At 55.6% G+C, this 24,822-nt stretch carries 24 protein-coding genes; 12 read left to right on the forward strand and 12 right to left on the reverse strand.

All coding sequences use genetic code 11. The features are described 5' to 3' along the window. Positions 1 to 246: 246 nt before the first annotated feature. Positions 247 to 1,101: a sensor domain-containing diguanylate cyclase gene (locus HZU72_RS00005; protein WP_180089408.1), complete on the reverse strand. Its 855-nt coding sequence runs from the start codon at positions 1,099 to 1,101 to the stop codon at positions 247 to 249. Positions 1,102 to 1,340: 239 nt separating this feature from the next. On the opposite strand from HZU72_RS00005, the gene HZU72_RS00010 reads away from it, so the two are divergent. The 7 genes from HZU72_RS00010 to HZU72_RS00040 all read left to right on the forward strand — a co-directional run bounded on the left by HZU72_RS00010 (position 1,341) and on the right by HZU72_RS00040 (position 8,706). Next, a complete protein-coding gene (locus HZU72_RS00010; RefSeq protein ID WP_180089410.1) occupies positions 1,341 to 2,255 on the forward strand; it encodes a cation diffusion facilitator family transporter in 915 nt (304 codons plus the stop codon). 101 nt (positions 2,256 to 2,356) lie between these two features. Continuing rightward, entirely contained in the window at positions 2,357 to 3,034 is a 678-nt protein-coding gene (locus HZU72_RS00015) for a DsbA family protein (protein WP_180089412.1), read from the forward strand. Then, positions 3,031 to 4,002 (forward strand): M23 family metallopeptidase, encoded by a 972-nt coding sequence (locus HZU72_RS00020; RefSeq protein ID WP_180089414.1) that lies wholly within the window; start codon positions 3,031 to 3,033, stop codon positions 4,000 to 4,002. The genes HZU72_RS00015 and HZU72_RS00020 overlap by 4 nt, the downstream gene beginning before the upstream one ends. A gap of 80 nt (positions 4,003 to 4,082) precedes the next feature. After that, entirely contained in the window at positions 4,083 to 4,994 is a 912-nt protein-coding gene (locus tag HZU72_RS00025) for a LysR family transcriptional regulator (protein WP_180089416.1), read from the forward strand. 2 nt (positions 4,995 to 4,996) lie between these two features. Then, positions 4,997 to 5,905: a LysR substrate-binding domain-containing protein gene (locus HZU72_RS00030; RefSeq protein WP_180089418.1), complete on the forward strand. Its 909-nt coding sequence runs from the start codon at positions 4,997 to 4,999 to the stop codon at positions 5,903 to 5,905. Positions 5,906 to 6,039: 134 nt separating this feature from the next. Then, complete coding sequence (locus HZU72_RS00035; protein ID WP_180089420.1) at positions 6,040 to 6,675, forward strand: glutathione S-transferase family protein; 636 nt, start codon at positions 6,040 to 6,042, stop codon at positions 6,673 to 6,675. Positions 6,676 to 6,732: 57 nt separating this feature from the next. Then, positions 6,733 to 8,706 carry a 2Fe-2S iron-sulfur cluster-binding protein gene (locus HZU72_RS00040; RefSeq protein ID WP_180089422.1) on the forward strand — a complete coding sequence of 658 codons (1,974 nt, stop codon included), beginning with the start codon at positions 6,733 to 6,735 and terminating at the stop codon, positions 8,704 to 8,706. Positions 8,707 to 8,721: 15 nt separating this feature from the next. Here HZU72_RS00040 and HZU72_RS00045 read toward each other — a convergent pair whose 3' ends face one another. The 6 genes from HZU72_RS00045 to HZU72_RS00070 all read right to left on the reverse strand — a co-directional run bounded on the left by HZU72_RS00045 (position 8,722) and on the right by HZU72_RS00070 (position 13,851). Continuing rightward, positions 8,722 to 9,510 carry an SDR family oxidoreductase gene (locus HZU72_RS00045; RefSeq protein WP_180089424.1) on the reverse strand — a complete coding sequence of 263 codons (789 nt, stop codon included), beginning with the start codon at positions 9,508 to 9,510 and terminating at the stop codon, positions 8,722 to 8,724. Between the two features lie 32 nt (positions 9,511 to 9,542). Beyond that, on the reverse strand, positions 9,543 to 10,241 hold the full coding sequence (locus HZU72_RS00050) for an SDR family NAD(P)-dependent oxidoreductase (RefSeq protein ID WP_180089426.1): 699 nt from the start codon (positions 10,239 to 10,241) through the stop codon (positions 9,543 to 9,545). Between the two features lie 51 nt (positions 10,242 to 10,292). Then, a complete protein-coding gene (locus tag HZU72_RS00055) occupies positions 10,293 to 11,798 on the reverse strand; it encodes a tripartite tricarboxylate transporter permease (protein ID WP_235975832.1) in 1,506 nt (501 codons plus the stop codon). Then, positions 11,798 to 12,268 (reverse strand): tripartite tricarboxylate transporter TctB family protein, encoded by a 471-nt coding sequence (locus HZU72_RS00060; protein WP_180089429.1) that lies wholly within the window; start codon positions 12,266 to 12,268, stop codon positions 11,798 to 11,800. Before HZU72_RS00060 ends, HZU72_RS00055 begins: the two co-directional genes overlap by 1 nt. 4 nt (positions 12,269 to 12,272) lie before the next feature. Beyond that, positions 12,273 to 13,247: a Bug family tripartite tricarboxylate transporter substrate binding protein gene (locus HZU72_RS00065; protein WP_208457895.1), complete on the reverse strand. Its 975-nt coding sequence runs from the start codon at positions 13,245 to 13,247 to the stop codon at positions 12,273 to 12,275. A gap of 79 nt (positions 13,248 to 13,326) precedes the next feature. Beyond that, positions 13,327 to 13,851 (reverse strand): 2,4'-dihydroxyacetophenone dioxygenase family protein, encoded by a 525-nt coding sequence (locus HZU72_RS00070; protein WP_180089431.1) that lies wholly within the window; start codon positions 13,849 to 13,851, stop codon positions 13,327 to 13,329. 137 nt (positions 13,852 to 13,988) lie between these two features. On the opposite strand from HZU72_RS00070, the gene HZU72_RS00075 reads away from it, so the two are divergent. Then, positions 13,989 to 14,771: an IclR family transcriptional regulator gene (locus tag HZU72_RS00075; RefSeq protein WP_180089433.1), complete on the forward strand. Its 783-nt coding sequence runs from the start codon at positions 13,989 to 13,991 to the stop codon at positions 14,769 to 14,771. 452 nt (positions 14,772 to 15,223) lie between these two features. Here HZU72_RS00075 and rnk read toward each other — a convergent pair whose 3' ends face one another. From rnk to HZU72_RS00090, 3 genes are all read right to left on the reverse strand, one after another. Next, complete coding sequence (gene rnk, locus HZU72_RS00080; RefSeq protein WP_133731972.1) at positions 15,224 to 15,637, reverse strand: nucleoside diphosphate kinase regulator; 414 nt, start codon at positions 15,635 to 15,637, stop codon at positions 15,224 to 15,226. A 112-nt stretch (positions 15,638 to 15,749) separates the two neighbouring features. Beyond that, the gene (gdhA, locus tag HZU72_RS00085; protein ID WP_180089435.1) at positions 15,750 to 17,102 is read right to left on the reverse strand and encodes an NADP-specific glutamate dehydrogenase; all 1,353 of its coding nucleotides are present in this window, start codon (positions 17,100 to 17,102) and stop codon (positions 15,750 to 15,752) included. A gap of 329 nt (positions 17,103 to 17,431) precedes the next feature. Then, positions 17,432 to 17,908 (reverse strand): NYN domain-containing protein, encoded by a 477-nt coding sequence (locus HZU72_RS00090; RefSeq protein WP_180089437.1) that lies wholly within the window; start codon positions 17,906 to 17,908, stop codon positions 17,432 to 17,434. A gap of 290 nt (positions 17,909 to 18,198) precedes the next feature. Here HZU72_RS00090 and HZU72_RS00095 point away from each other — a divergent pair, with 290 nt between their 5' ends. The 3 genes from HZU72_RS00095 to HZU72_RS00105 are packed head-to-tail and all read left to right on the forward strand — an operon-like array spanning position 18,199 to position 21,733. Next, a complete protein-coding gene (locus HZU72_RS00095) occupies positions 18,199 to 18,996 on the forward strand; it encodes an IclR family transcriptional regulator (protein ID WP_235975834.1) in 798 nt (265 codons plus the stop codon). 6 nt (positions 18,997 to 19,002) lie between these two features. Then, the gene (locus tag HZU72_RS00100) at positions 19,003 to 20,292 is read left to right on the forward strand and encodes an NAD(P)/FAD-dependent oxidoreductase (protein ID WP_180089441.1); all 1,290 of its coding nucleotides are present in this window, start codon (positions 19,003 to 19,005) and stop codon (positions 20,290 to 20,292) included. A 34-nt stretch (positions 20,293 to 20,326) separates the two neighbouring features. Further along, positions 20,327 to 21,733, forward strand: a complete 1,407-nt coding sequence (locus tag HZU72_RS00105; protein ID WP_180089443.1) for a Na+/H+ antiporter NhaC family protein — start codon at positions 20,327 to 20,329, stop codon at positions 21,731 to 21,733. 313 nt (positions 21,734 to 22,046) lie between these two features. Here HZU72_RS00105 and HZU72_RS00110 read toward each other — a convergent pair whose 3' ends face one another. Both HZU72_RS00110 and HZU72_RS00115 read right to left on the reverse strand, forming a co-directional pair. Next, positions 22,047 to 22,610: a flavin reductase family protein gene (locus HZU72_RS00110; RefSeq protein ID WP_180089445.1), complete on the reverse strand. Its 564-nt coding sequence runs from the start codon at positions 22,608 to 22,610 to the stop codon at positions 22,047 to 22,049. Between the two features lie 22 nt (positions 22,611 to 22,632). Continuing rightward, a complete protein-coding gene (locus tag HZU72_RS00115; RefSeq protein WP_180089447.1) occupies positions 22,633 to 23,253 on the reverse strand; it encodes a LysE family translocator in 621 nt (206 codons plus the stop codon). 316 nt (positions 23,254 to 23,569) lie between these two features. Between HZU72_RS00115 and HZU72_RS00120 the strand changes: the two genes are divergently transcribed. Next, positions 23,570 to 24,808: an ATP-binding protein gene (locus HZU72_RS00120; RefSeq protein ID WP_180089449.1), complete on the forward strand. Its 1,239-nt coding sequence runs from the start codon at positions 23,570 to 23,572 to the stop codon at positions 24,806 to 24,808. Positions 24,809 to 24,822: the final 14 nt, after the last annotated feature.

Below are 24,822 nucleotides of genomic sequence, written 5' to 3' on the forward strand. Positions count from 1 at the left end.
TTCCCAAGCCTAAAACCTCGCCGAACCAGGCCAAAGGTATGTTTCCCAGGGAAGCGTTCCGGTATGTGCCGTGAACGTAATGAATATCGCTGTCCCGCGCGAGAGCGGCTTATTTGGCGCTTCAAGAACGTCGAAAAAGGCCAGACGCCGGATATAATGCGCATCCGTTTTAAGGCCAACTATACAAACGCACTAAGCAGCGCTGGCCTAGAGCATCTATGGTGGCAACTGCTCGCTCGTCGCCCGCTAACGGCTGCGCCTTTTGATCTGATACATATGGCTATCTGCGCGGCTCAGCAGGGTATCGGCGTCTTTCCCATCTTCGGGATAACAAGCCACGCCGATGCTGCAGGATGGCATTCTGAGCTCTCCGAATTCAGCGCTTAGTGGCTCGTTCATGACCGTGAGTATCTGCCCCACCTTTTCTGCTACGGCATTTTTCGACTTGATATCCGTTAACAGCACAGTGAATTCATCACCGCCCATGCGGGCCACCGTGTCTGTCTCGCGTACACAGCCTTCTAATCGTCTGGCTACCGTGCAGAGCACTCGGTCACCCGCCGCATGTCCATGAACATCGTTGATGCTTTTGAAGTCGTTAATATCCAGAAATAGCAATGCCAAGTTGCTCTGGTAGCGATGGGCCATACTTAGGCCCAAGGTAAGGCGGTCATAGAAGAGCGCTCGGTTGGTCAACTTTGTCAGTGGATCATGGTGGGCGAGGAAGCGTAATTCTTCCTCGGCCTGCATAAGAGCCGTGACGTTGCGTGCGACACCGACCCGCACTTTCTCTTCCTCGTACCAGCGGGCAGACCACAGGATATGCACGATACTGCCGTCTTTGCGGATATAGCGGTTGCGGAAATCGATATGGGGCTTACCGCCCATCACACGAACAATGGAGTCCCGCGTGGCCGCTAGATCGTCAGGGTGCATGTAGTTCGTGATTAGAGTGCCGATCAACTCTTGAGGAAGGTAACCGAGCAGCGACTCACAGGCATCACTCACGAAGACGATCTGGTTGTCTTTATCGACCACGAAGACGGTGTCCAGCATCAGGTGAATCAGTTTGGGGTAGAGCGCTTGCAGGTCAACGGCCATAGGCTGGGATAATCCGGTTAGCGTCCTTCGACTATAGAGCAATCGCGAAGCGGGCGATAAATAATTCTGTAAATTTGGGGGGAAAGGTCACTTCCACAATGGCAAGCGCGTACCAGCCATAGCCAAGGTAGGCTTTACCCTACCGGGTCGAGTGCCAACGGACGACATTCAGGGGTTGAAGCTTTAGTTACTAGAGGTTTTATAGTAACGGGAATGAAAAAACTTAACGAGGTTAATATATGGGACATCATCATGATCATCCCCACATTGATCCTGCCTCTGGCGACCGGCGTGTCAGTATTTCCATTTGGGCAAATGGTTTATTAACCATCGCCCAAATCGTCGGCGGTATTATGGCGGGAAGCCTCTCGCTGATCGCTGATGCGCTGCATAATTTTTCTGATATGGCGGCGCTTGTTATTGCCTTTGCGGCGCGCAAGATCGCAAGACGGCCCGCCGATGCGCAAATGACCTTCGGCTATGGCCGAATCGAGATAGTGGCGGCACTGATTAACTACACCACGCTCATTCTCGTTGGCCTCTATCTGATTTACGAAGGCGCCATGCGCATGATTGAACCGCCGGAGATCCAGGGATGGTTGGTCGTCATCATTGGTGGCGTCGCTCTTGTTGTCGATGCCCTCACCGCCATGCTTACTTGGTCAATGCAAAAAGGTAGCGTCAATATTCGCGCCCTTTTTCTGCATAACCTGTCTGATGCGTTCGCCTCCATTGCCGTGATTATCGGCGGCTCATTAATTCTGCTCTACGACATGCGCTGGGTAGACCCTGCGATTACGATAGGTATTGCGCTGTATATTCTTTACCTCGCCTTTTCGGAGATTGGTGGCCCTATCCGCACACTGATGCTGGGCTCTCCCCCAGATATTAACGGTCAACTCGTCATTGAAACCGTGCGTGGTGTCGAAAGTGTCCACGATATTCATCATGTGCACCTATGGCAGATGCAGGAAAACATGGCCGCCCTTGACTGCCATGTGGTCATTACGGAGGCAGGCTGGCAGCGGCTCGAGTCAATTAAGACAGAGATCAAAAATCAGTTAAAAACGCGCTTCAATATTGTCCATTCCAGCCTAGAGTTTGAGCATATTGATCACGCACATCAGGATGCCAACCTTTATGGACATGAGTGATACACGCTCACGCTGGGATACATAGGCAGCCATTTAGCTTGGTTTGTGCAATAAAATCTTGGCCTAATTTTCCAAATAATCACTGAAATCGAGAGAGAAAAATGTTCAAAAAAGCGACTTTTATGCTTGCGGGTACGTTGATGCTGACAGCTGCCATCGTGGTGGTATCGAAACCTGCACTATTGGACATGCAAGCTGAGGCGGCGAGTGAGGATCCTGGACAGGCCGAGAGCTCCTTGGTGCGTTCACACTCACCGATCTTGGGGCCGAAAGAGGCACCTGTCACCATTGTGGAATTTTTCGACCCGGCCTGCGAAGCCTGCCGTGCTTTCTATCCTCTCACCAAAAGTATTCTGGAAACCTATCCTGAGCAAGTGCAGCTAATCGTGCGCTACACCCCTTTCCACGGTGAGGTTTCTGATATGGCCATTCGCGTGCTGGAAGTCGCTCGAAACCAGGACGTATTCGAACCGGTACTCGAAGCTCTGCTCTCTCGTCAGGATCAATGGGCATCTCATGGCCGTTTCGATGAATCAGCTATCTTGGAGATTGCCAGCCAAGCCGGTCTTGACCGAGCTGCCGCTGAGGAGCAACTCAACTCAGCTGAAGTGCAAGCGGTGATTGACCAAGACATGGCAGACGTCAAAACGAATCAGATTCGCCAGACGCCAACCTTTTTTGTCAACGGTGAGCTGCTAGAACCCTTTGGTATGCAGGAGTTGATTGATGTCGTAAAGAGTGAAGTCGAGGAGATATCTAAAGAGGAAGAAGCCCAATGAATCAGCGCTGGTTGCTGATAGGGCTTATGAGTTTAAGCCCCGCACTGGTTGAGGGCAGTTGGCGAGAGCATCTCCTGCTCTCGCCGTTAGAGCCTACATTAAAAGGGTTGCAAGCAGCTACCGAACAAGGGCGCTCCACTACTCGGCCTCGCCTCGATACCTTGACCTTTGGGCGTGATGTGATTGTGGAAACCTCGCTTTATGATGCCTTATTGGCGGAGGGGATTCCCGCATGTTTCGCTACCAAGCTGGAAACGTTGCTGGGCGAGTTCATGGCGACGCCGCTTGAATTTTCAGGTAGTGAACGTATCCAGTTATTGTGGGAAGAAGATCGACGTCAGGATGGCTCCCGCGTGGGGCCTCCGCGTCTAAGTTATGCGGGATTGTCTAATCAGGCAGAACGACTAGAGGTGGTATGGCCGGTAGCTAACAAAGGCAGCGTGATGCTCTTCAAGAACGAAACGCTTTTAGACACTTTGCAGCTACCGGTTCTTGGCGCACGCTTGACTTCTCGCTTTGGAAATCGGCGGCATCCCGTTTACGGAGGCGTTCGGCCTCATAATGGCATTGACCTTGCCGCACCTTATGGCACGCCGGTAATAACCACCGCGCCTGGACGCATTTCCTTCATCGGCCGCCAAGGCGGTTATGGGCGCGTGATGGAAGTAGAACACGATACGGGGGCTATCAGCCGTTACACGCACTTAAGCCGATTTTCCCCACACCTTGTGGTCGGGGACTTGGTCAATGCTGGAGAAACCCTAGGTGAAGTAGGGGCCTCCGGCGTCGTAACTGGCCCCAACTTGCATTATGAAGTGAGAGTGGATGACCGGCCTGTTGATCCTCTCGTTCAAGGGCGACGCATTATCCTGGGTGAGCAACCCACGCGCCTGGAATATCAAACATCGCTATACGAGGTAAGGAGACGTTTAGAGCAAGTGATTGGAACGTCCTCTGTTACGACGTGATTGCAATTTACGGGCAATGAAACTCAGTGCTCCATTGCTTTGTATTCATAGTGATTACTCCCACTGACTCTGGAGCTGCCTTGGATAGATTCGAAGAGATGCGCGTGTTCGCGGCGGTGGCGCAACTGGAGAGCTTTGCGGACGCCGCACGGCAGCTTGCGCTATCGCCGCCTCGGGTGACCCGTGCGGTGGCGGCGCTTGAGGCGCGCTTGGGCGTTGCCTTGTTACAGCGCACCACACGGCAGGTGCGCGTGACGGAGGCGGGGCGCCGGTATCTGGAGGATGCCCAGCAGGTGCTTGCGCAGCTTGCGGAGGCCGAGGCCGCTGCGACCGGCAGTTACCTCACCCCACGTGGCCTTTTGCAGGTGACCGCGCCGGTGCTGTTCGGCGAGTACTTCGTTACCCCGCAGATCGTCGATTATCTGGAGCAGTACCCTGACGTGCAGGTTCGCGCTGAACTGATCGATCGGCCGGTCAACCTGCAGGAGGAGGGCATCGATGTGGCGGTGCGCATTGGCCATGTGCCGCAGGATTGTCAGCACTTGATCGTGCCAGTCGGTGAGGTGCGGCAGGTAGTTTGCGCGAGCCCCGCGTGGCTGGCCGAACAAGGCGAGCCAACGCACCCGCAAGAACTGGAAGCATTGCCTACGGTAGTGGCCGAAGGCGGCAACTTGAGCGGCCACTGGTGGTTCGAGGAGGAGGGCAAGCGCATCGAGGTTACGCCATCCCCCCGGCTGCGCATCAGCGCTATTCACGCGGCGTTAACGGCGGTGGAGTCGGGTGCGGGGCTTACTCGGCTGCTGTCTTACCAGGTGGCTGCCAGTGAAGCAGAAGGTCGAGTACGGCGCGTGTTAACGCGTTTCGAACCAGTGGCCATTCCCATCAATATCTGGGTGACGGCGGGCCGTGGACGCGCCGCCAGCGTGCGAACCTTCGTTGATTTTCTTGCCGAGCGGCTGCGTGCCGACCCGGCGCTCGGCTGCCGCGGCTGACCATGGCGCTCCCCCCTGAATCGCCGCTGCACTTTGAGGCCTTAACGGCGCTATCTGCCGTTGCCAAGCTCGGCAGCGTGCAAGCCGCGGCTGAAGCGAGCAGCCAGTCGGCGGCGAAGCTCCACCGTCTGCTGCGCACTCAGGAGCAGCGTCTGGGGGTTGCTTTGGTCATTACCTCTGTCAGAGGCAGCACGTTGACGGCGGCGGGCGAGCGATTGCGCGACTACGCCGATACGCTGATCCACGCAGCCACCGACGCCGACACCAGTGCACGCCAGGAGCACCGCAAACTCAACGGCACGCTACGTTTGCAGGCGCCCCAGGCGTTGATGGAGCCACTGCTGATGCCGTTAGTGTTGCGGCTGCAAGAGCAGCATCCTGCGCTGAAGATCTGCCTGCTGGCTGATGAATACCCCATCCGTATAGAAAGCGACGCACCGGCGCACCTACGTCTGATGCGCGGGCCGCTACCTACCTCCGCTTATGCCAGACCCCTGGGTGATTTGCGCGTTGGTCTGTTTGCTAGCCCCCGTTACTTGGACAAGACTGGGCGCCCCGGTAGCCTGCAAAGCTTGGCCCGTCATGCGCTTATACACTGCTCCAGTGAAGGACAGGCGCCTGTCTGGCGCTTGGCTGAAGACTACCCTCTCCGTTTTGAGCCCAGGCTTACCATCAGCACCAGTGCTGCTGCGCTGCGGGCTGCCATAGAAGGTGCGGGTGTCGTGTGTTGCTACCAGTTGGAGGCGCGTCGCGCCTGCGAGCGGGGGCTGCTTGAACCCGTTGCGGAACCCCTCTGGTCTGCGGGGCACCCTCTGGCGCTAACCTATACCCTTGGCATCCGGGCGCCCGCCAGCGTTATGGCCTTCCTGGAGCTGGCAACACCCTGGTTGCGAACGCAGTTATTCGGCTGATTATTTCATTCAGCGCAATTTTGTATTGTTCAGTATCGCTATTCTTGCACTCCTTGATTTAGCGCAGGATGGATAACGTCGCTTAGCACCTGTGACGCTCATCTATCGAGGCGCTCACTCAAGGAGATAATCACATGTCACACGCTATCAAGGTTTACCGCCACGCTCTTTCCGGCCACTGCCATCGCATCGAGCTGATGCTTTCGCTGCTCGGTTTGCCTGCCACTTTTATCGATGTCGATCTTGCCGCGGGCGAACACAAAGCGTCGCCTTTTCTGAACCTGAACGCCTTCGCACAGGTGCCGGTGCTCGATGAACAAGGAGTTATTCTGGCGGATTCCAATGCCATTCTGATCTATCTGGAACGCCGCTATGGTTCTGGGCAGAGCGCTGGTCGTTGGCTGCCGGACGACCCATTGATTCAGGCGCAGGTACAGCGCTGGTTGTCCGTGGCGGCAGGGCCTTTGGCGAACTCCGCGATGAAGGCCCGGCTGGTGACGGTCTTTAATGCCCCTTTCGACCCTGAACCGCTGATTGCTGATGCCCATGAGCTGTTCGCGATTGTCGATGCCCACTTGGCGCATCAGCCCTTCCTGGCGGGTGTGCACGCCACGCTGGCGGAGGTTTCGCTCTACAGCTACATCGCCCATGCGCCTGAAGGGAATGTCTCGCTGAAACCCTACCCGCATATCCGTACCTGGCTGCAGCGTATCGAGGCGCTGGAAGGGTTTGTACCCATGAGGGTGACCAAGGTGGGGCTGGTGCGTTAGGCCAGCCGATGCAGCATTTCAAATCGGTGTGGGCGAACTGCCCGCGAGGAGTCGAGGGTGAATAACGACGTCACCAGTAGCCCATGGCATGAAGGCGAGCTTGCCTTGCAGCGTGTGGCCGGCGTGGAACAACAAATGGCGGAGGTGGGCCGCAAGGTGATGCGTCCCTTTCTAACGCCGCAGTTGCAGCACTTCTTTCCCCAGTTGCCCTTTGTGGCAGCAGCAGCGGTGGACCATGACGGATGGCCTTGGGTCACACTGCTGGAGGGCGCACCAGGATTTGTTCATGCGCCGGACGAGTCACGGCTCGATCTAACATTAACGCCGTCTGCGGATGATCCCGTTACGCCGCTGCTTACCAGCGGCGCTAACCTGGGGCTGCTGGGAATCGAGCTACCTACGCGTCGTCGTAACAGGGTCAACGGTGTATTGCGGGGCTCAGCAGGCCGATGGCAGCTAGAAGTCGTTCACGCCTTCGGTAACTGCCCCCAGTATATTCACGACTGGTCGGCGATGAGGTCGGTGCAGCCCCAGCCGGGCCCTGTGCTAACCAAGAGTGACGCGACCCTCGATCAGCTGCCAGAGCCGGTGTTGGCGCATATCGACCAGGCGATCACGGCCTTCGTGGGTAGTTACGCGCATACCGACCAGGGTGTTCAGGTGGATGCCTCTCATCGAGGAGGGCAACCGGGGTTCATTCGACGACAGGGAAGTGATCTGATTCTGCCTGATTTTGCAGGCAATCGATTCTTCAACACCCTGGGCAACGTGCTGGCCAGCGGGCGCGCGGCCTTGGTGATACCGGACTTTGCCAGCGGGGGTTTGCTGCATCTCTCTGGTGAAGCGCGGCTGGTGGACGAGAAGGCCGCTGGGGCGCGTTATCCTGGCGCTGAACGCTACTGGCGCCTGACCCCACGACATATCGTTTGGCGGCCAAGGACCTTGCGCTGGCGTAGCCATGCCGGTGCCGTGGCCGTTGAGGCGGCGCCCCATGGGCCCTGGCAGGCGCTTGCGCCTTCCACTCAACAGCGTGTTCAGGTGGCCGCCGTGGTGCAGGAGACACCTGAGATCCGCTCTTTCTATTTGAAGAGTGCCCGACAAGACAAGGCGCTGGCGCCCTTTAACGCGGGCCAGTTCATTACGCTACACGTGCCGCGCCTGGATGACACGGCGCTAGTACGCAGCTACACACTTTCGGGTGACAGCCAGCAGGCCGGTTATCGTATCAGTGTGAAGGCCGATGGTGAGGGCTCGCACTACGTGCATAGCGCGCTTAAGGTGGGTACTGAACTAGCTGTGAGTATGCCAACGGGATCATTCACGGCAGAGGCTAGCGGCTCAGAGCGTGCCCACTGGGTACTGCTGGGTGGCGGTATCGGTATTACACCACTGGTGAGCCTGGCCCATGAGCTGACCGGCGCAGGACGGGGGCCGGTAACGTTAGTTCAGAGCGTGCGCGATGTGGCCGAGGCTCCTTTCAGTGATGAACTACGTGACCTGGAAGCGAGAGGGCTACGTTTACAACGCCATGTGACGGGCTCAAAGGCAGCACCCAATGAATGGCTGGCTGGCCGGGTATCGCTGGCACAGGTGCACACCGGAGAGGCTCTGGAGGAGGTGCGCCTTTACCTGTGCGGCCCCGCCGCCTTTGTTCATCGCTACCATCAGGAGGCGCTGTCGTTGGGGGTATCGCATGGGCAGATACACACGGAAGCGTTTGGCCCCTCGGCGCTGGCGCAAACATATACTGCCCCCACCGCCGAACAGCCGGTAGAAGTCAGCTTTGCCAATCCCAGCGCGTTGGCCCATTGGCAGCCGGGTGAAAGCCTGTTGGAAACCGCTGAAAAAGCGGGGCTTCAACCTTCCTATGGGTGCCGCAGCGGTAGCTGTGGCGAGTGCGCCTGCACGCTGGTGCAGGGGGAGGTTACCTACCCAGATGGCATATCAGCGCCAGAGGGGGAAATACTGCTGTGCAGCGCCCGCCCAGCAGCGCACTCGGGGAGGATAGCCATTACGTTGTCTAACGGTTGATTGAGCCGCAATCGATTAGAAGGTACCGGGGTAGGCGCCGCCGTCTAGCAGGATATTCTGCCCTGTTAGATAACCTGCATGCTCGCTGCACATAAAGGCGCAGAAGGCGCCAAACTCCTCGGCGGTGCCGAATCGTCGGGTCGGTACGCCCTGGGCTCGCTGCTCGCGTACCTGTTCGATAGTTTGCTGACTCTTCTCGGCGACATTTTTGAAGTTGCCGCGCAGGCGATCGGTATCAAAGGAGCCGGGCAGTAGGTTGTTGATCGTGACGTTGTGCGAGGCGAGTTGCGGCTGGCGAGCAAGCCCCGCGACGAAGCCGGTTAGCCCACTGCGCGCACCGTTGGATAACCCGAGAATGTCGATGGGGGCTTTTACCGCGCCCGAGGTAATATTGACCACGCGGCCAAAGCCGTTGGCGGCCATACGGTCTACCGTGGCCTTGATCAGCTCAATAGGCGTGATCATGTTGGCATCCACGGCCTGTATCCACTCTTCACGACTCCAGTCGCGAAAATCCCCTGGCGGTGGCCCACCGTTATTGTTGATCAGAATATCGACTTGCGGGCAGGCGGCCAGCAACGCCTCGCGTACCTCCTCGCGTCCGATATCCCCAGCCACGGGGTGCACCTGAACAGCTGGATTAAGGGCCCGCAACGCGTCGGCGGTCTTTTCGAGCACCTCGGCATTGCGTGAATTAATGGCCAGGTTGACGCCCTCTTTGGCCAGCGCTTCGGCGCAGCCTCGCCCCAACCCTTTGCTCGCTGCGCATACTACGGCCCAGCGTCCCGCGATTCCAAGATCCATACCATGTACTCCTGTGTGTTCGATATTTGGGCTCAACGTGACGAATAGCCACCGTCTACCGGTAATAGTACGCCCGTTATAAAGTTAGCGCCCGGCGAGGCCAAGAACAGCGCTGGCCCGGCAAGGTCGTCAGGTTTGCCCCAGCGGCCCATGGGTGTGCGCCCGACGAGTTCCGCCGAGCGTTCGCTGTTCTGGGTGAGTGCTGCAGTCAGGTCGGTGGCAATCCAGCCCGGCGCAAGGGCATTGACGCGAATACCATCGCTGGCCCAGGCGATCGCCAATGACCGTGTGAGTTGGGCCACGCCGCCCTTGGAAGCAGAGTAGGCCGGGGCATGGCCGCTGCCAAAAAACGACAGCATAGAGGCGGTGTTGATAATGCAGCCACCCGTTGCCTTGAGGGCTGCATGCGCGGCATGGCAACAGCGCTGTGTACCGTTGAGGTTGATGTCGATGACCTCAGCAAAGCCCTCAGGGGTAAACTCCTTGCCGTCACGCTGGATGACGCCGGCGCAGTTCACCAACACATCCAATTTTGGGAACGCCGCGAAGAAGCGCTCAACCTGGGCCGGGTCACGCACATCGAGTTGGTGTCGGTCGGTTACGTCTTCGGCTTGCTGTTCGCTCTTAGGCTCGATGCCGGTGACGTGGACTTCGTCACCCTGGGCGGCAAACGCCAGCGCAATCGCCCGACCAATGCCGCTAGTACCGCCAATAACGATAACAGTGTTCATATCGCTCCTCTTTAGAACGTGAAAAGGGGGTTAGGTCGCGAAATGGGTCGCTTAAGATGAGGTAGCTGACGCGCGCGTCTGCCAGGCGGAGCGCACGCTGGAGACGATAATGGCCAGCCACACCAGCAATGCGAGCCCACCCAACATGGCAGCGATGGGGCGTTCGAAGAGCACCAGCAGTTCGCCATTGGCTTTGATCATTGAGCGCATAAAGTTGCTCTCCACCACCGGGCCGAGAATCACTGCCAGGATCATGGGTCCGATAGGGAAATCGTTCTCAACAAGAAAATAGGCCAGCAGGCCCAGCCCAAGCATCAGCCAGACATCTAGCAGGCTGTTGTTGGCAGCGAAGGCGCCCACGATACAAAACAGCAAAATCAGCGGGTAAAGCACGCTGGAGGGCACCGCGAGGATATGGCGCGCGCCGCGTATAGCGAGCAGACCAAGGGGTAACAACAGCAGATTAGCCAGGATAAACACGATGAAAATGGCGTTGACCAAGGTGGCGTTGGAAGTGAAAACGTCTGGCCCTGGCGTGATGCCTTTCATCATCAGTACACCGATAATAATGGCGGTGATAGTGTCGCCTGGGATGCCGAACACCAGGGCGGGAATGTAGGCACCCGAGAGTGCTGCATTATTCGCCGAGCTGGCCGCGACCAGCCCTTCGGGATGCCCGGTGCCATACTTCTCGGGCGTGCGCGAGAGCTTGCGCGACAAGGCGTAGCTGATCCACGAAGCGATATCGGCACCCGCACCGGGTAGTGCGCCAATCAGCGTGCCGAGCACGCCACTACGCGCGATCCCACCCTTGTATTGCCACATCAGGCTGCCCACGCCGCTAAATGGCTTCTCTACCGGCGGGGGTGGTGGAAAGTGGGTGTGGCCGATTTCTGGCATTCGCCGCAGCAGCTCAGCGACGGCAAACAGGCCAATCAGCACTGGCAGAATTGAGATGCCGCTGAGCAGATCAGAGATACCGAAGGTAAAACGGATCTGGCCTGAGACCGAATCCATGCCCACCATGGAGATCAGCAGACCGATCAACATCGAGATTGCGCCTTTGAGGGGATCTGCACCGGATACCAGCACGGCGCATGAAAGCCCGAGCAGGGCCAGCCAGAAGTATTCGTCGCTGGTGAAACGAAGGGCGAAATCGGCGACCAGTGGAGCGAAAAACGCCAGAATTGCCACCCCGATGAGCCCGCCGACGACCGAACACACCAAGTTGACGCCGAGCGCCTGGCCGATCTTGCCCTTACGTCCCATCAGGTAGGCTTCTTCGGTGTAAGCAGCCGAGGCGGGGGTGCCGGGGATACGTAGCAAGGCACCGGGGATATCGCCGGCCACGATGGCCATCGCCGTGGCGGCCACGATGGCACTGATTGCCGGTAAGGGCTCCATGAAAAAGGTTACCGGGACGAGTAAGGCGGTGGCCATGGTCGCGGTCAGGCCAGGAATGGCACCGATCAGCAGGCCGAATAGCGACGCTCCGAGGATCACCGCGAGGACATCCCAGGCGAACACCATGCCTAACGCTGCGTGTAGTTCCGCCATCAGTAGATCACCTCCTCGAGAATGCCCAGATCAAGCGGCACGTGCAGCAACAGCGCGAAAACGCTCCACACCACCGCACTTGCCACGATGGCGACGATAACGGCCATCCCCCAGCGGCCGTCAGACAGCCAGCCAATCAGCAAGGTGAGCATTAACGGCGCGACCAGCGGGAAGCCGAGCAGCGGTGTTAGCAACACGTAACCAGCAACGGCGGCAATAACAGCGAGCAGGCATATCAAGGTGCGCGACAGAGTCACTTGCCCCTGCCAAAGGAACAGGGCACCACGCTGCTGCCAGCCGCGAAGTGACAGTAGCAGACCAAGCCCAACCAGAAAGGCGCCGATGATGGTGGGAAAAGTGCCGGCCCCGTAGGGCTGGCGCGCCAACGGCGGGAAATCCTTGGAGGCCCATATAGTAATGGCGCCAAGCAGCGCCATTACCAGCCCCATCAAGAGGTCGTTGATGCGCATGGGGTTATTCTGCCAGGCCCAACTTATCGATTATCTCGCCGTTGTTTTCGTCGGCTTCAGCCATGAAGTCGCGAAAGCCTTCCGGGCCTTCCCACTGCATGCCGAAGCCCTGATTGGTCATGAACTCCTGGAATTGGTCAGATTTATAGACGGCTTCTGCGGCCTCGGCCAGAGTATCGACCACATCATCGGGCAGTCCTGCGGGGCCGATCAAGCCACGCCAAGTGCCTGCCGCCCACTCATCGCCAGTGACTTCTTCAGCAGTGGGAATGTCAGGGAAGGCATCAAGGCGCTCGTTAGCGAACACTGCAAGCGTTCTCACGCGCTCGGCGTCGCGCATGGATTCAGCTTCGGGCAGCGAGGAGAACACGAAATCCACGCCACCGGCGGCGAGTTCCTGGAGCCCCGGTGCAGCGCCTTCACTGGGGACGAGTGAAACGGTGTTGGGATCAATGCCTTGCTGGTTAAGAAAACCAGCGAATGCCAAGTGATAGGCAGCACCTGGCGCAGAGCCTGAAACAGTGTATTCGTTGGGGTTGGCTTCAATGTCCTGCAGGGCGTTGTCTAGATCTTCCCACTCTGATTCGGCGCTGACGTTAAACGCCGCGGCGTCGAGGTTGATCAACGCAATCGGCGACAGATCCTCATACGAGACTTGAGAACTGCCAATATGTCGATAGGTAGTGATCTCAGCGGTCACCAAGCCAAGGGTATAGCCATCCGGCTCGGCGTTGGCCATGACCGTATGACCCACCACACCGGCGCCGCCGGTGCGGTTGACCACATTGACCGTTTGACCAAGCTCTTCCTGCAACCCGTTGGCCAATTGGCGGGCCACCGCATCGGTGCCGCCGCCCGCTGACCAGGGGACGATCAGTTCAATCGGTTTTTCGGGGTAGTCGGCTTGGGCAGTGCCGATGGATAAGGCGAAGGCGGTCAGGCTGATGGATACGGCTAGCGGGGGTTTGTTAAACATCATAAGGGTGCTCCTGTCGTGTTTTTGTTGTTGGCGTTAGGGCCTTAATTCATGCGTTTGGTTTTTAAGGGAACATCTCGCTTTAGCGAATGAACCGGTCGACATAGTCGCGGCCAAGCCCGCAGCTTTCATAATGCTTGCGACACATGTCGACCTTGGTGAAGACATCTTCGAACCCGAGGTGCTTGCCCCATGGGTCAACGTAATACATGACGCCGTTGACCTGAAAGAGCGTGATCATTTCCTCGACATCCTCGTCGACGACTAGGGTGTGAGTCTCACCTGGAGGTTCGTAGACATAGCTACCCTCGGTAGCCACCCAGTCATGCTCGAGATACCGCCATTTGCCTTTGAGTACCATGCCATGCACTGGGTTGGGATGACGGTGGCGGCTGAGCACGCCAGACTTGCGAACGCGCAGTAGGTTGACCCAGTAGCCCTGGGACACGTTCAGGCACAGCGGACGGAAATCAACGTTTTCCGCTTGCGGCACCCAGATACGTTCGTCCTGGGGGAGGGCGTGCGGCTCGACAATTTCAAGAGCAGCCTCAGCGGGTTGCGGATATTGGTAAGGCATCCGCTGATGTTCATCAGCTTGAACCGGCATATTTCCTCCGTCCATAATGTGGACATAAAGATCATAATATGGACAATATGTTCTCAAGGTAAGAGCCAGGGCGAGATGCGTCAATTGACCGTGACGGATTACTGATTAGACATTCGTATTATTTGAAGAGGCGATTGATGACGGCTGACGACGAAGAGCGAGTGCCGCGGCCCAACGTCCAGGGTGCCGCCGCGGTGACCAAAGGACTACGCCTGCTGCAAGTGATCGCTGAGCTTGGTGTTGACGCGACCATCCGTAACATCCAGGCACACCTGGGGATGCCCCGGCCTACGGTTTACCGGTTGCTGAACACGCTTGAGCAGGAGCGGTTTGTCGAACGTAACCCCCTAGGGGGAGAGTACGTGCTAGGTCGCGAGCTGCTGCGTCTCACTCATCAATCGCTGGCGCGGAGCAGCTTGCAGGAACGCGCTCGGGCCACTTTACGCGCCATCGGTAAACAAACCGGGGAAACGGTGCATTTGGGCGTACCGTTTGGCTGCCATATGACCTTCGTTGACAAGGTTGAGTCGCCGGAAGCGGTGCGCATGGCCTCGTATATCGGTATGCCAGTGCCAATGCACTCTACCTCGGTAGGTAAGGCGTATCTCGCCGCCCTTGACGAGGCCACCCGTGAGCAGTATCTGGCTCAATTGACCTTAGAGCCTGTCACACATCGCACCTGCACGACGCTTGGGGCGTTGCGCAAGGAACTCGCGGTGACGCGCGAACGTGGCTTTGCAGTCGATGACGAGGAAAATGAATTAGGCATCATCTGTTTCGGTCAGGCAGTTCGCGGCGCCGATGGCCGAGTTGAAGGGGCCATCAGTGTCAGCGTGCCACGCTACCGATTACCCGATGATGGGCAGCAGCGTATCTTGGAGTGTATCCGTTCGCTATGCAGTGACGCTGGCTTGGTGTAGTGCAGCAGGCAAAATAGAGACCAAACTGTTGTAAGTGGTATGCAATCTATCGGCTAGCTAATCGTGCACGAAGTAGCGCGCATCTTCTTCGTGCAACTGCCATGTTCTAGCTACCATCTTCCAACGACTAAGATGCCATCCAACTGCCATTCACACATTTTTACAGGTGGTTGTGCATGGTGGCGAGGTGGATGGTTTATTCGTTAGTTTTTAAGGTAACCGTCCAAGGTGTACATTATCACTGGAAGAATTGTGAAAAGTACCATGGCCATGACTAGTAGCAGGGACGGTGTGTTTAATGCGATAAAGAGCCGCTTAGTTATAGTCTTCCGAAGGGGGTATGTGAAAGCTGGGGGCGCCCTGAATAGACTCCCTTTATGTGGATTAAGTGGGCGAAGAAAATAGCTGACTTAATCATGAGCTAGCGGAGCCAGCTCACTCTTTAGCGCGACTTATCGGTGGAATTGCTTTTCGCGTTCGGGTTGCCAGTAGATAGCATCGATACGGAGCCGTGCTTCGGTATTGTTGGGTAACGGCCATTCAATAATGTCGCCCACTTTGAGGCCGATCAATGCAGCGCCAATAGGCGCCATGACCGAAATGCCGTCCGCTACGCTTTCCAGGGAGTGCGGATAAACCAGCGTTCGAATCATCTTAAGCCCGCGGGTGAGGTCGGTGAAGCGAACCTGGCTATTCATGCTGACCACGTCATCCGGAATATCCTCGGGATCACAGACTTCACCTCGTGCTAACTCTTCCTCAAGTAGCTGAGCCACGGCCATGTCTTTATCAGATGCATTGTCGATCAAGCGCTGAAGGCGTTCGGCATCAAGACGATTAATAATAATAGCAGGACGTTGTCCCATGATTACTCTCCTTAGAAAGCAATAAGTTTAAACCAATAAAAAACAGCCCTTCCCCAATAAAGGAAGGACTGCGTGCTTTTTACAGCATAAGCGATTTATAAAATAAAGACGATCAGGTGACGCCTTGTTCAATCATGGCATCAGCCACCTTTCTGAAACCTGCAATATTGGCGCCTAGTACCAAATTGGTTTTATCACCAAACTCTTCGGCTGTGTCGGCGCACTGGCGGTGAATATTGGTCATAATCTGTTTTAATTTTTGATCGACTTTCTCCAGTGGCCACTGCTCCATGCTGCTATTTTGTGCCATTTCTAACTGACTGGTAGCAACGCCACCTGCATTGGCCGCCTTGCCGGGCCCATAGGCAATTTTAGCGTCTAGAAACAGGTCGACGGCCTCCTTGGTAGAAGGCATGTTGGCCCCTTCACTGATACACGTTATGCCATTAGCGAGCAGAATTTCTGCATCGCTTTTGGTCAGCTCATTCTGCGTCGCGCAGGGGAGCGCAACATCGGCTTGAATACGCCATACGGCATTCCCGCCCTGGGGGTAGTCACGTGCAGAAATGTAGTGCGCGTCAGGGTGCTCATGTAAGTAGGCTTCTAAAGAGGTGCGCTGCACTTCTTTGAGCTGTTTGAGTAAGCCTAAGTCAATACCGTTTTCATCGTGAATGGTGCCACGTGAATCGCTGCAGGTGATGGGCCTAGCCCCCAGTTCGTATAACTTCTCAATGGTATAGATGGCTACATTGCCAGCGCCGGAAACGAGGCAGGTCTTGTCGCGCAGCTCTTCTCCGCGGGCTGCCAGCATGTTTTGGGCAAAGTACACTGCACCGTACCCAGTGGCCTCTTTACGGCCTAGCGAGCCTCCCCAATTAAGCCCCTTACCTGTTAGCACGCCCTCATAGTGGCCAGTGAGTCGCTTGTACTGACCAAAGAGATAGCCAATTTCCCGCGTACCGACACCGATATCGCCTGCAGGTACATCGCAGTGAGGGCCAATATGGCGGTAGAGCTCGCTCATAAATGCCTGACAAAAGCGCATGATCTCGTTATCTGATTTTCCTTTGGGGTCAAAATCGGCGCCTCCTTTACCGCCGCCGATTGGCAAACCGGTTAACGCATTTTTGAAAATTTGCTCAAAGCCGAGAAACTTAATGGTGCCCGAGGTAACGCTGGGATGGAATCGTAAGCCGCCCTTGTAAGGGCCAAGGGCAGAGTTGAACTGTACGCGATAGCCTTTGTTGACCCGTACTTTCCCAGCATCATCTACCCAGCTTATCCGGAACATAATTTGCCGTTCGGGCTCGACTATTCGCTCAATAATGCTGTGGTGATGATAGTAATCACTTTGCTCGAGTAGCGGGCGCAGGCATTCGAGCACTTCTTCAGTGGCTTGATAAAATTCTGACTGTGCAGGGCTACTTTTATTAAGGCGTGTCAGCGTATCGTGAACGTAGGGCATCGGAGCATATCATCATGGTTATTCAACAGAGTATTGGCTGGCCAGAGCGTTAGAATATTTAACTGGCAGCATGCTTCTGTGCATAGCCTATGCCGGTTCGGTATGGGTAAATATGATCAGGGTTTTAGACTAAAGTATGCGCCTGAAAGGTTCGACTCGCTTATTTTCCACAATCTAATAAACGATGGATAAACGTTTTGAATTGGTTGAGGTTTTTTATAGCGTCTAGGTGTGCTGCCGACCGGAAACCTGGTCAATCCCCATTTCTTCGCGAGAGCCATCTATCGAAATAGCTATCAACAGCAGTGTAGACTCTTTTCGAACTATAATTAATTTAATAGAAGCGCTTTATCTATCGCTATAAACTCACTGGCCGCATTTATCAGCGACGCCGCCGTCAGTTGGGGAACGCCATAAACTTCGACTTTTTTGCCATGCTTGGCACGGATTTTTTGGACTAGTAGATCAAAGTCGCCATCGCCGGATACCAGCACGATCACATCTGCCTGTTCTGCGTACTCCATGGCGTCAAGCGCGATGCCTACATCCCAATCGCCTTTTGCGGAACCGTCTGACCGCTGAATAAAGGGCTTTAATTTCACATCAAAACCAATCGCTCTGAGTATGTTTTGAAACTCTCGCTGCTTTTGGTCACCTCGATCGATGGCATAGCAAACAGCTTTAATAACCTCTCTGTTAGCGGTTACTCGTGCCCAGAATTTGTTGTAATCAAAGTTTTTTCCATATGCTTCGCGCACGGTGTAATAGACGTTTTGAATATCAACAAATACGGCAACGGTGGTCATCAATTCGCCTTTTCAGGAACCTATTAGAAGAAGCCGGGTTAGCTAACACCAGTCTAACACTCAGCCGGTTGTCGCCCTTCATCCGTTGGGCGCAAGGCTATAGAAGATCAGTTTTGTACAATTATCGGTAGCTTTTGTATGAGTTTTTTGGTTCTTAATGTCGTCATATGTTGACCTATGCCAACCTCTACCTCGTATGCGCTAAAGTGGCTTTGTCTCATTTAGTGAGATGAACTCGTGAATTTGTCTTGTTATGTTTTAGCTCACATAGACAAATAACGATAAACATAATGCCGGTAAATGAAAGCATCACCTCATCAGGCCCTACCACTCTCGTGCATGCCATGCAGATATTGCAGGTTACCGCACGTGGCGGCCACCGGGGTGCGAGTGTAGACGATTATCTAAATGAATTGAGTTTCAGCCGTCCTACGCTCTATCGGTTGTTAAAAGGTCTCAAGCAGCAGGGATTTTTACGATCTTCTCCCATTCGTGGGCGTTACCTGCTGGGTTATGAGCTGCTGGTGCTTGGCGCCCAAGCGGGAAATGGTGCTGGGTTGCGTGATTTGGCCCGGCCAAGGTTGCTGACACTCGCGCAGCGCTGGGGAGACAGCTTCTATCTGTTCGCTCGCGATGGCGTCAATGCCGTTTGCCTGGAAGTGCAGAACGGCGCTTATCCCGTGGGCAGCTTCGTTAGGGCCACGGGTGGACGTTTGCCGCTAGGCGTTGGCCAAGCGTCGATTGCCTTGCTTGCCTACCTGGGGGCTGATGAGCGAAGCGAAATACTCAACCATAACGCTGAACAACTGATGGACGAATACGCGATTGCCATTGATGGCATCGAAGCCGAAATTGCCCATCAACTGAAACATGGTTACGCCCGTGGCGTAGAAGGTTCTTTACTCCCGGAATACAGCGGCCTGGCCATTCCTATCCTCGATCATAGCGGCCACCCCCTGGGTGCCATGAGTTGTTCGATGCTTAAATCGCGTATGACGAAGAGCCATAAGCTGGAAGTACTCCAAGGCATGCAGGAAGAAGTGGCTGCCATGGTCAATCAGGCCCATGGCCTGCTGTATCTGGATTAACTCGCTATGCCACACACTACGCACCCGAGCCATCAGCGCCCCTGCGGCTGGAACGCTTGGCTAACCGAGCGCCAGCCGAGCCCCGCCTTACGTGGCCAATCTGAGGCAGATGTCGTCATCATCGGGGCTGGTTATACCGGTTTTGCGGCAGCCTCGGCCTGGCAGCAGGCGCGCCCTGAAGACCGCATCAAAATCCTCGAAGCTGACCAGATAGGTGAAGGGAGCCCAGGGCGTAACTCCGGCTTTATGCTGGAAATTGCTCTGGCCAACGATGCTCGCCCTGAAGAGCTTGAACGCATGGAGAAGCTGAACGCGTTAAGCCGACAAACCATGGCGTTACTGCGCGAGCGTGTCGAACGCCTGGGCATTGACTGCCAACTCGAGCGTAGCGGCACCTATCGCGCTGCCCGTAGCACCATAGGTCAACGTGCATTGAACCAGTATGAAGCGTTTCTTAAGGCTGCCGGTCTGTCTTACCAGACTTTGAACGGTAACCAACTCGCTGAGCGAATCGGTACGCGCTACTACACACAGGGTATTTATTCATCGGACTGCTATCTCGTCCAGCCTGCAGCATTGATTGTTGGTTTGGCGGATTCATTGGAAGCCGGAATCGAACTGCATGAGCACTCGCCAGCGACTCAAATAGTGCCAGATGGCAAGAGGTGGCGTGTCACTACACCCGAAGGCGAACTGACGGCTGGTCAGGTGATTCTGGCTAATAACGCGTTTTCTAGGGCGTTGGGTGCAGACAGTTCGCGGCTAACCGCTATTTATACCTATGCCGCTATTACCGAGCCTTTACCGCAGCCAGAGCGCCAACGCATCGCCGAGACGACGTGGGGGCTGCTACCTGCACACCGCTTAGGCTGTACGCTGCGCACCACCGCTGACGGACGTTTGATGATCCGCTCGCGTTACAGCTATGAGCGCGAAGCCGATAACGCCCGTATCGAGGCCGAACTGAAAGTGAGCCTTGAGGCCCGCTACCCCGAGCTTACCCCAGTGCGCTTCGACAAGGTTTGGGGAGGTACCACTGGGCTGACTCATAACGGTGCTCCGCTATGGGGCGAGATCCAGCCCGGGTTATATGTATCAGCGGGGTGCAATGGCGGCGGTATCGTCAAGGGTACCTTCCTGGGTGATGCCTTGGCTCGCCACGCGCTCGGCCAGCCAGTTGAGAATATTGCGTCTTTATTCGGCAAAGCGAGCTGGATGCCGCCCGATCCCGTACGTCGGTTGGGTTTCTACCTGACCAGTGAAATGGAGCGCCGTAAGGCAAAAAACGAAACCTGACTCCACCCACCACTATAAAAAAAGAGAGATGACAATGGATCCTCAAGATCATATAGGGCTGCTGTCCGTCATGCCGGCGGCATTGGCCATCGTGCTGGCGTTTGTCACCCGTAATACGGTTTTCTCGCTGGCTGTTGCCTGTTTCGTTGGGGTGATTACCCTGGGCAATGGGCTGATGGGGTTTCCGACGCTGTTAAAGGAAACCCTGGGTACCACCAGTTTCTCCTGGATACTGCTGTTAGAGCTATTCATTGGCACGGTGATCGCTTTTTTCCAACGCACCGGGGCAATTCAGAACTTTACCGCCTGGGTGGAACGCCGTGCCTTATCGCGGGTACGGGTTCAATTGGTTGCCTGGGTGATGGGCATGTTCGTTTTTTTCAGCGACTACTTTAGCCCTCTGTTTGTCGGCAGCACCATGCGTGGCCTGACGGATCGTTACCGGGTCTCGCGGGAAAAGCTGGCGTATATCGCTGACTCCACCTCGGCCCCGGTGAGTGTAATGGTGCCTATCACTGGCTGGGCAGTGTTTATCTCCGGTTTGTTGATCGGCATGGGCCCCATCGAAAATGCTGCCCAGGCGATGGGGGTATTTCTGCATGCCATACCTTTCAATCTCTATGCATGGCTCTCTGTGCTGGTTGTCGGGCTGGTGATCGTGGGCATCATTCCGCTCTTCGGGCCGATGCGTGAAGCTGAGCGTCGGGCTCAGGAAGAGGGCAAAGTGCTGCGCGATGGGGCAGAGCCTCTGGTGGGTGAGGAACTGACGGAAATTCCGCCTTATGAAGGAGCACGTACCAGCCTGTTTTGGAATTTTTTCGCCCCGGTACTGGTAGTGATCGGCGTTGCGGTGGGCACCTTTATCGTTATGGACTCGGCCAAGACCATGGAGGCATTTCTGGCGGCTTCCGTGTTTCTCGGTATCGTTATGCGCCTTCAGGGCATTCCCTTCAACGACATTATGAAAACCTCGATGGCGGGAATGAAGGGAGTAATGCCAGCCATTATCATTCTGGCGTTAGCCTACTCGTTGAATCAACTTTCCAAAGACATGGGCACGGCCAACTATATCGTCGAAGCCACCGCTGGCTGGCTAACACCTGCTTTGCTCCCAGCCATGACGTTCCTTATTGCCGCCGTTATCGCTTTTTCCACAGGTACTTCATGGGGCACCTTCGCTATCATGATGCCACTCGCCGTGCCGCTCGCCTTTAACTTCAGCGGCGATATGGTTACACCGCTGGTGTACGCCACAGTGGCCGCCGTGGCGGGAGGCGGTGTCTTCGGAGATCACTGCTCACCCTTGTCGGATACCTCTGTGCTCGCCTCGACCGGGGCCGCCTCTGACCATATCGACCATATCAAAACGCAAATTCCTTTTGCGTTAGCCGTCGCCTTGCTTTCCCTGGCTGCTTATCTATTGCTCGGCCTTACCCTGTAACCCTCTCCGCCCTGCGATAACAGAGAGAGCGTTGTCGTAGGGCTAACACCAATTTGATACTACCCTGCCGGGCGGCGCATCACGGTCATCAATATCTTTTCTGCGGCATCGTCCGCATCAATGCTCCTCATTACACTGGATTACTGCGAAATGTTATCCCTGTTGATCTCTATTCGAGATCATTGGTCAGTCTAATAGTCCGTAACTGGACGCTGTAATAACCTGCCATTGGACGCTATTGCAGCAAGTTAATGAGTCAACCTAACTGGCTAAATTAATAGAGAGGGAGTGGCGAAAGCCTCGATGGCAGTTCTTAAATAAGCATTGATGGCTTAAACAGTTCCGTACGGTCGATGGATTGACCCGACAGCATGAACTCTCCCATACCCCGGTAGTGCAGCGATTCCTCCTCATCTGCCGAAGGCGCTGCGTGGGCTTTAACAACCTCAAAAATAAACAAGTTATAGCGTTCAATCATGGCGTCATCGTGCAAGCGGCACTCGAAAGACGCATAGCACTCCTCTATCCGTGGCGCTTTGACCTTTTCTGACTTGCCTGGGGTTAGCTCAAACGCTTTGAACTTGTCGAGCTCGCTTCCTGAACAGTTACCGATACCCACGACCTTATCAACAAGTGATGACGAAGGAATATTGATCACGCATTCGCCGCTGTTGCACACCAGCGCATGGGAATGATTCCCGGCATCAATAACGCAGCCTAGGAGTGAGGGGGAGAACGCCATGACCATGTGCCACCCCATGGTCATGATGTTGGTTTGTTGTTGCCATTGTGATGACACCAGCACAATGGGGCCAGGTTCAAGAAAGTGTCTGACGTTGGTAACAGGAAAGTCCTTCTTTGCTATCGGGTGTGGCATAAATAATCTCCGATTAGATGAGTTAGGCAGCCGGACGGCGCATCACAGTCATCAACACACCAGCGCCAATCAAACTACCGGCACCGCAGCGGTGTAGCAGGCGGCGAAATTTGGCGGTCATCAGTTGTCGGCTAGTGGTCGACAACAGTGTGTAGCCGAGATCTGAGATGACACCTATCACAAGAAACGTAGCAAACAGAATCGCCAACTGGGGCGGCAGAGGTTGGGCTTGGTTAATAAACTGCGGCATGAATGCCATGAAGAATAGAATGCTTTTGGGGTTTAGCAGCGTCACCCAAAATGCTTTTGCGGTGCCTTGCTGAACGTTCGCCCCCGAGGCTTCCAGGTCATTCAATTGGCCGGATTCACACCACATCTTGATGCCTAGATAAAGCAGATAGAGAACCCCTAGCCATTTAACCATGGCGAATAGCTCCGCCGATGCCATCAGCAGCGCGCCTACGCCTGCAAACGAAAGAGACATCGCCACCAGGTCACCCAAGAAAAAGCCAGGCAACATCGCCAGAGCAGCATTGCGGCCTTGATTGATGCCGGTCACTACCAGTAGTGCAACGGCTGGGCCGGGGGATGCGATAACTAAAAACGAAGCCAACACAAACGATAGCCAAAGCTCAATCGACATAGCGTTAGTCTTCCTGTTGTTGAATTATTAACTTTATCTCGCCGTATAGTTGTAAGCCCTGGAACGTCGCGTGGCAATTATGTTCAGTGTCTATTGTCTCGATTTTGCCCGCCGGTTTTGCGCGTAATTTTCTGCGAGAATATTCTTCATCACACGGGATCACCGCGAAGTGGCGCCCCAAGTGATCGCTATCCAGGGGCATTGGTCAGTCTTCTAGCCTGCAATTGGACGATGGAATAACCTACAATTGGACGATGGAATAACCTACAATTAGACGCTACTATAATCCGCAATTGGACGTTGCCAGAGGCAAACTATGGATACCTCTTATCTACCGCGGTTGATCCGTGACCGAGTGGTCGAGTCGCTCGCAGATACGCCTGTGGTGTGTCTGCTAGGGCCTAGGCAGGTGGGTAAAACAACGCTCGCGCAACGCATAGACCCTAAGCGTGCGTACCTCAATCTGGATGATCCGACGCTACTGGCGGCCGCGCAGCAGGATCCATTGGGGTTTATCGAGAGCCTGCCAGAGCGTAGCACGCTGGACGAAGTGCAACGTGCCCCCGAACTGCTGCTGGCGATCAAATCGATGGTTGATCGCGACCGCCAGCCAGGGCGTTTGCTGCTGACGGGGTCTGCCAATTTGCTGTTGCTTCCCCAGGCCCAAGAATCACTAGCAGGTCGTATGGAGGTCATCTATCTGCACCCGCTGGCTGAGCAGGAGAAGCGTGTTAGTGAGTCGACCTTGCTGGCCAAGCTGATCACGGGGCAGCTTGCCGCCAAGATAGTGCCAGACCACAGGCCGCTGCCTGCCACACCCGAGACCATCTGCCAGGGTGGCTACCCTGAGCCCAACCGGCGAACGCCCCGCCGCGCTCGTCAATGGTATCGCCAATACCTCAATGCCATTATCCAGCGCGATGTAAAGGATATCGCAGCCATTCAAGATGAGGATGGCATGCTGCGGTTGATGGAACTGCTGGCTTACCGAACTGCTAGCCTGCTCAACGTTAGCACCTTGAGCAAAGAGCTAGGGTTAGAGCGCGGCACGGTTACCAAATACCTGAGCATTCTGGAGCGCCTCTTTCTGATTCGCCAGCTACCCGCTTGGCATCGCAATCAAGCTAAGCGGCTTATCAAGAGCCCTAAGCTACACTTGGTCGATACCGGGCTTGCGGCTGCTCTGGGGCGGCTATCCCCAGAGCAGTGGTTGACGGAAGCGGAGCGTTTCGGAGCCCTGCTGGAAACCCATGTGGTTGAGCAACTTATGGCTCAAGCCTCTTGGGTCGAACCAGAGCTGCGCTTTTCTCACTACCGCGACAAAGATCAGGTTGAAGTGGATCTCATTATTGAACGTGGGCAGGCGCTTTGGGGAGTCGAGGTCAAGCGTTCCGCTACCGTGCAGTCCAAGGATGCTGCAGGTCTCGCTCGACTCGCTGATCAAGCGGGCCAGCAGTTCCAGGGTGGCATGTTGATTTATACCGGACGGCATTGCGTAAAGCTGAATGTGCCCGGTTGCTTTGCCGTCCCTATTCGCATGTTGTGGGGGGAGTAGTGGTTCTGCATTGC

The sequence above is a fragment of the Vreelandella sedimenti genome (assembly GCF_013416325.1).
Taxonomy (GTDB): domain Bacteria; phylum Pseudomonadota; class Gammaproteobacteria; order Pseudomonadales; family Halomonadaceae; genus Vreelandella; species Vreelandella sedimenti.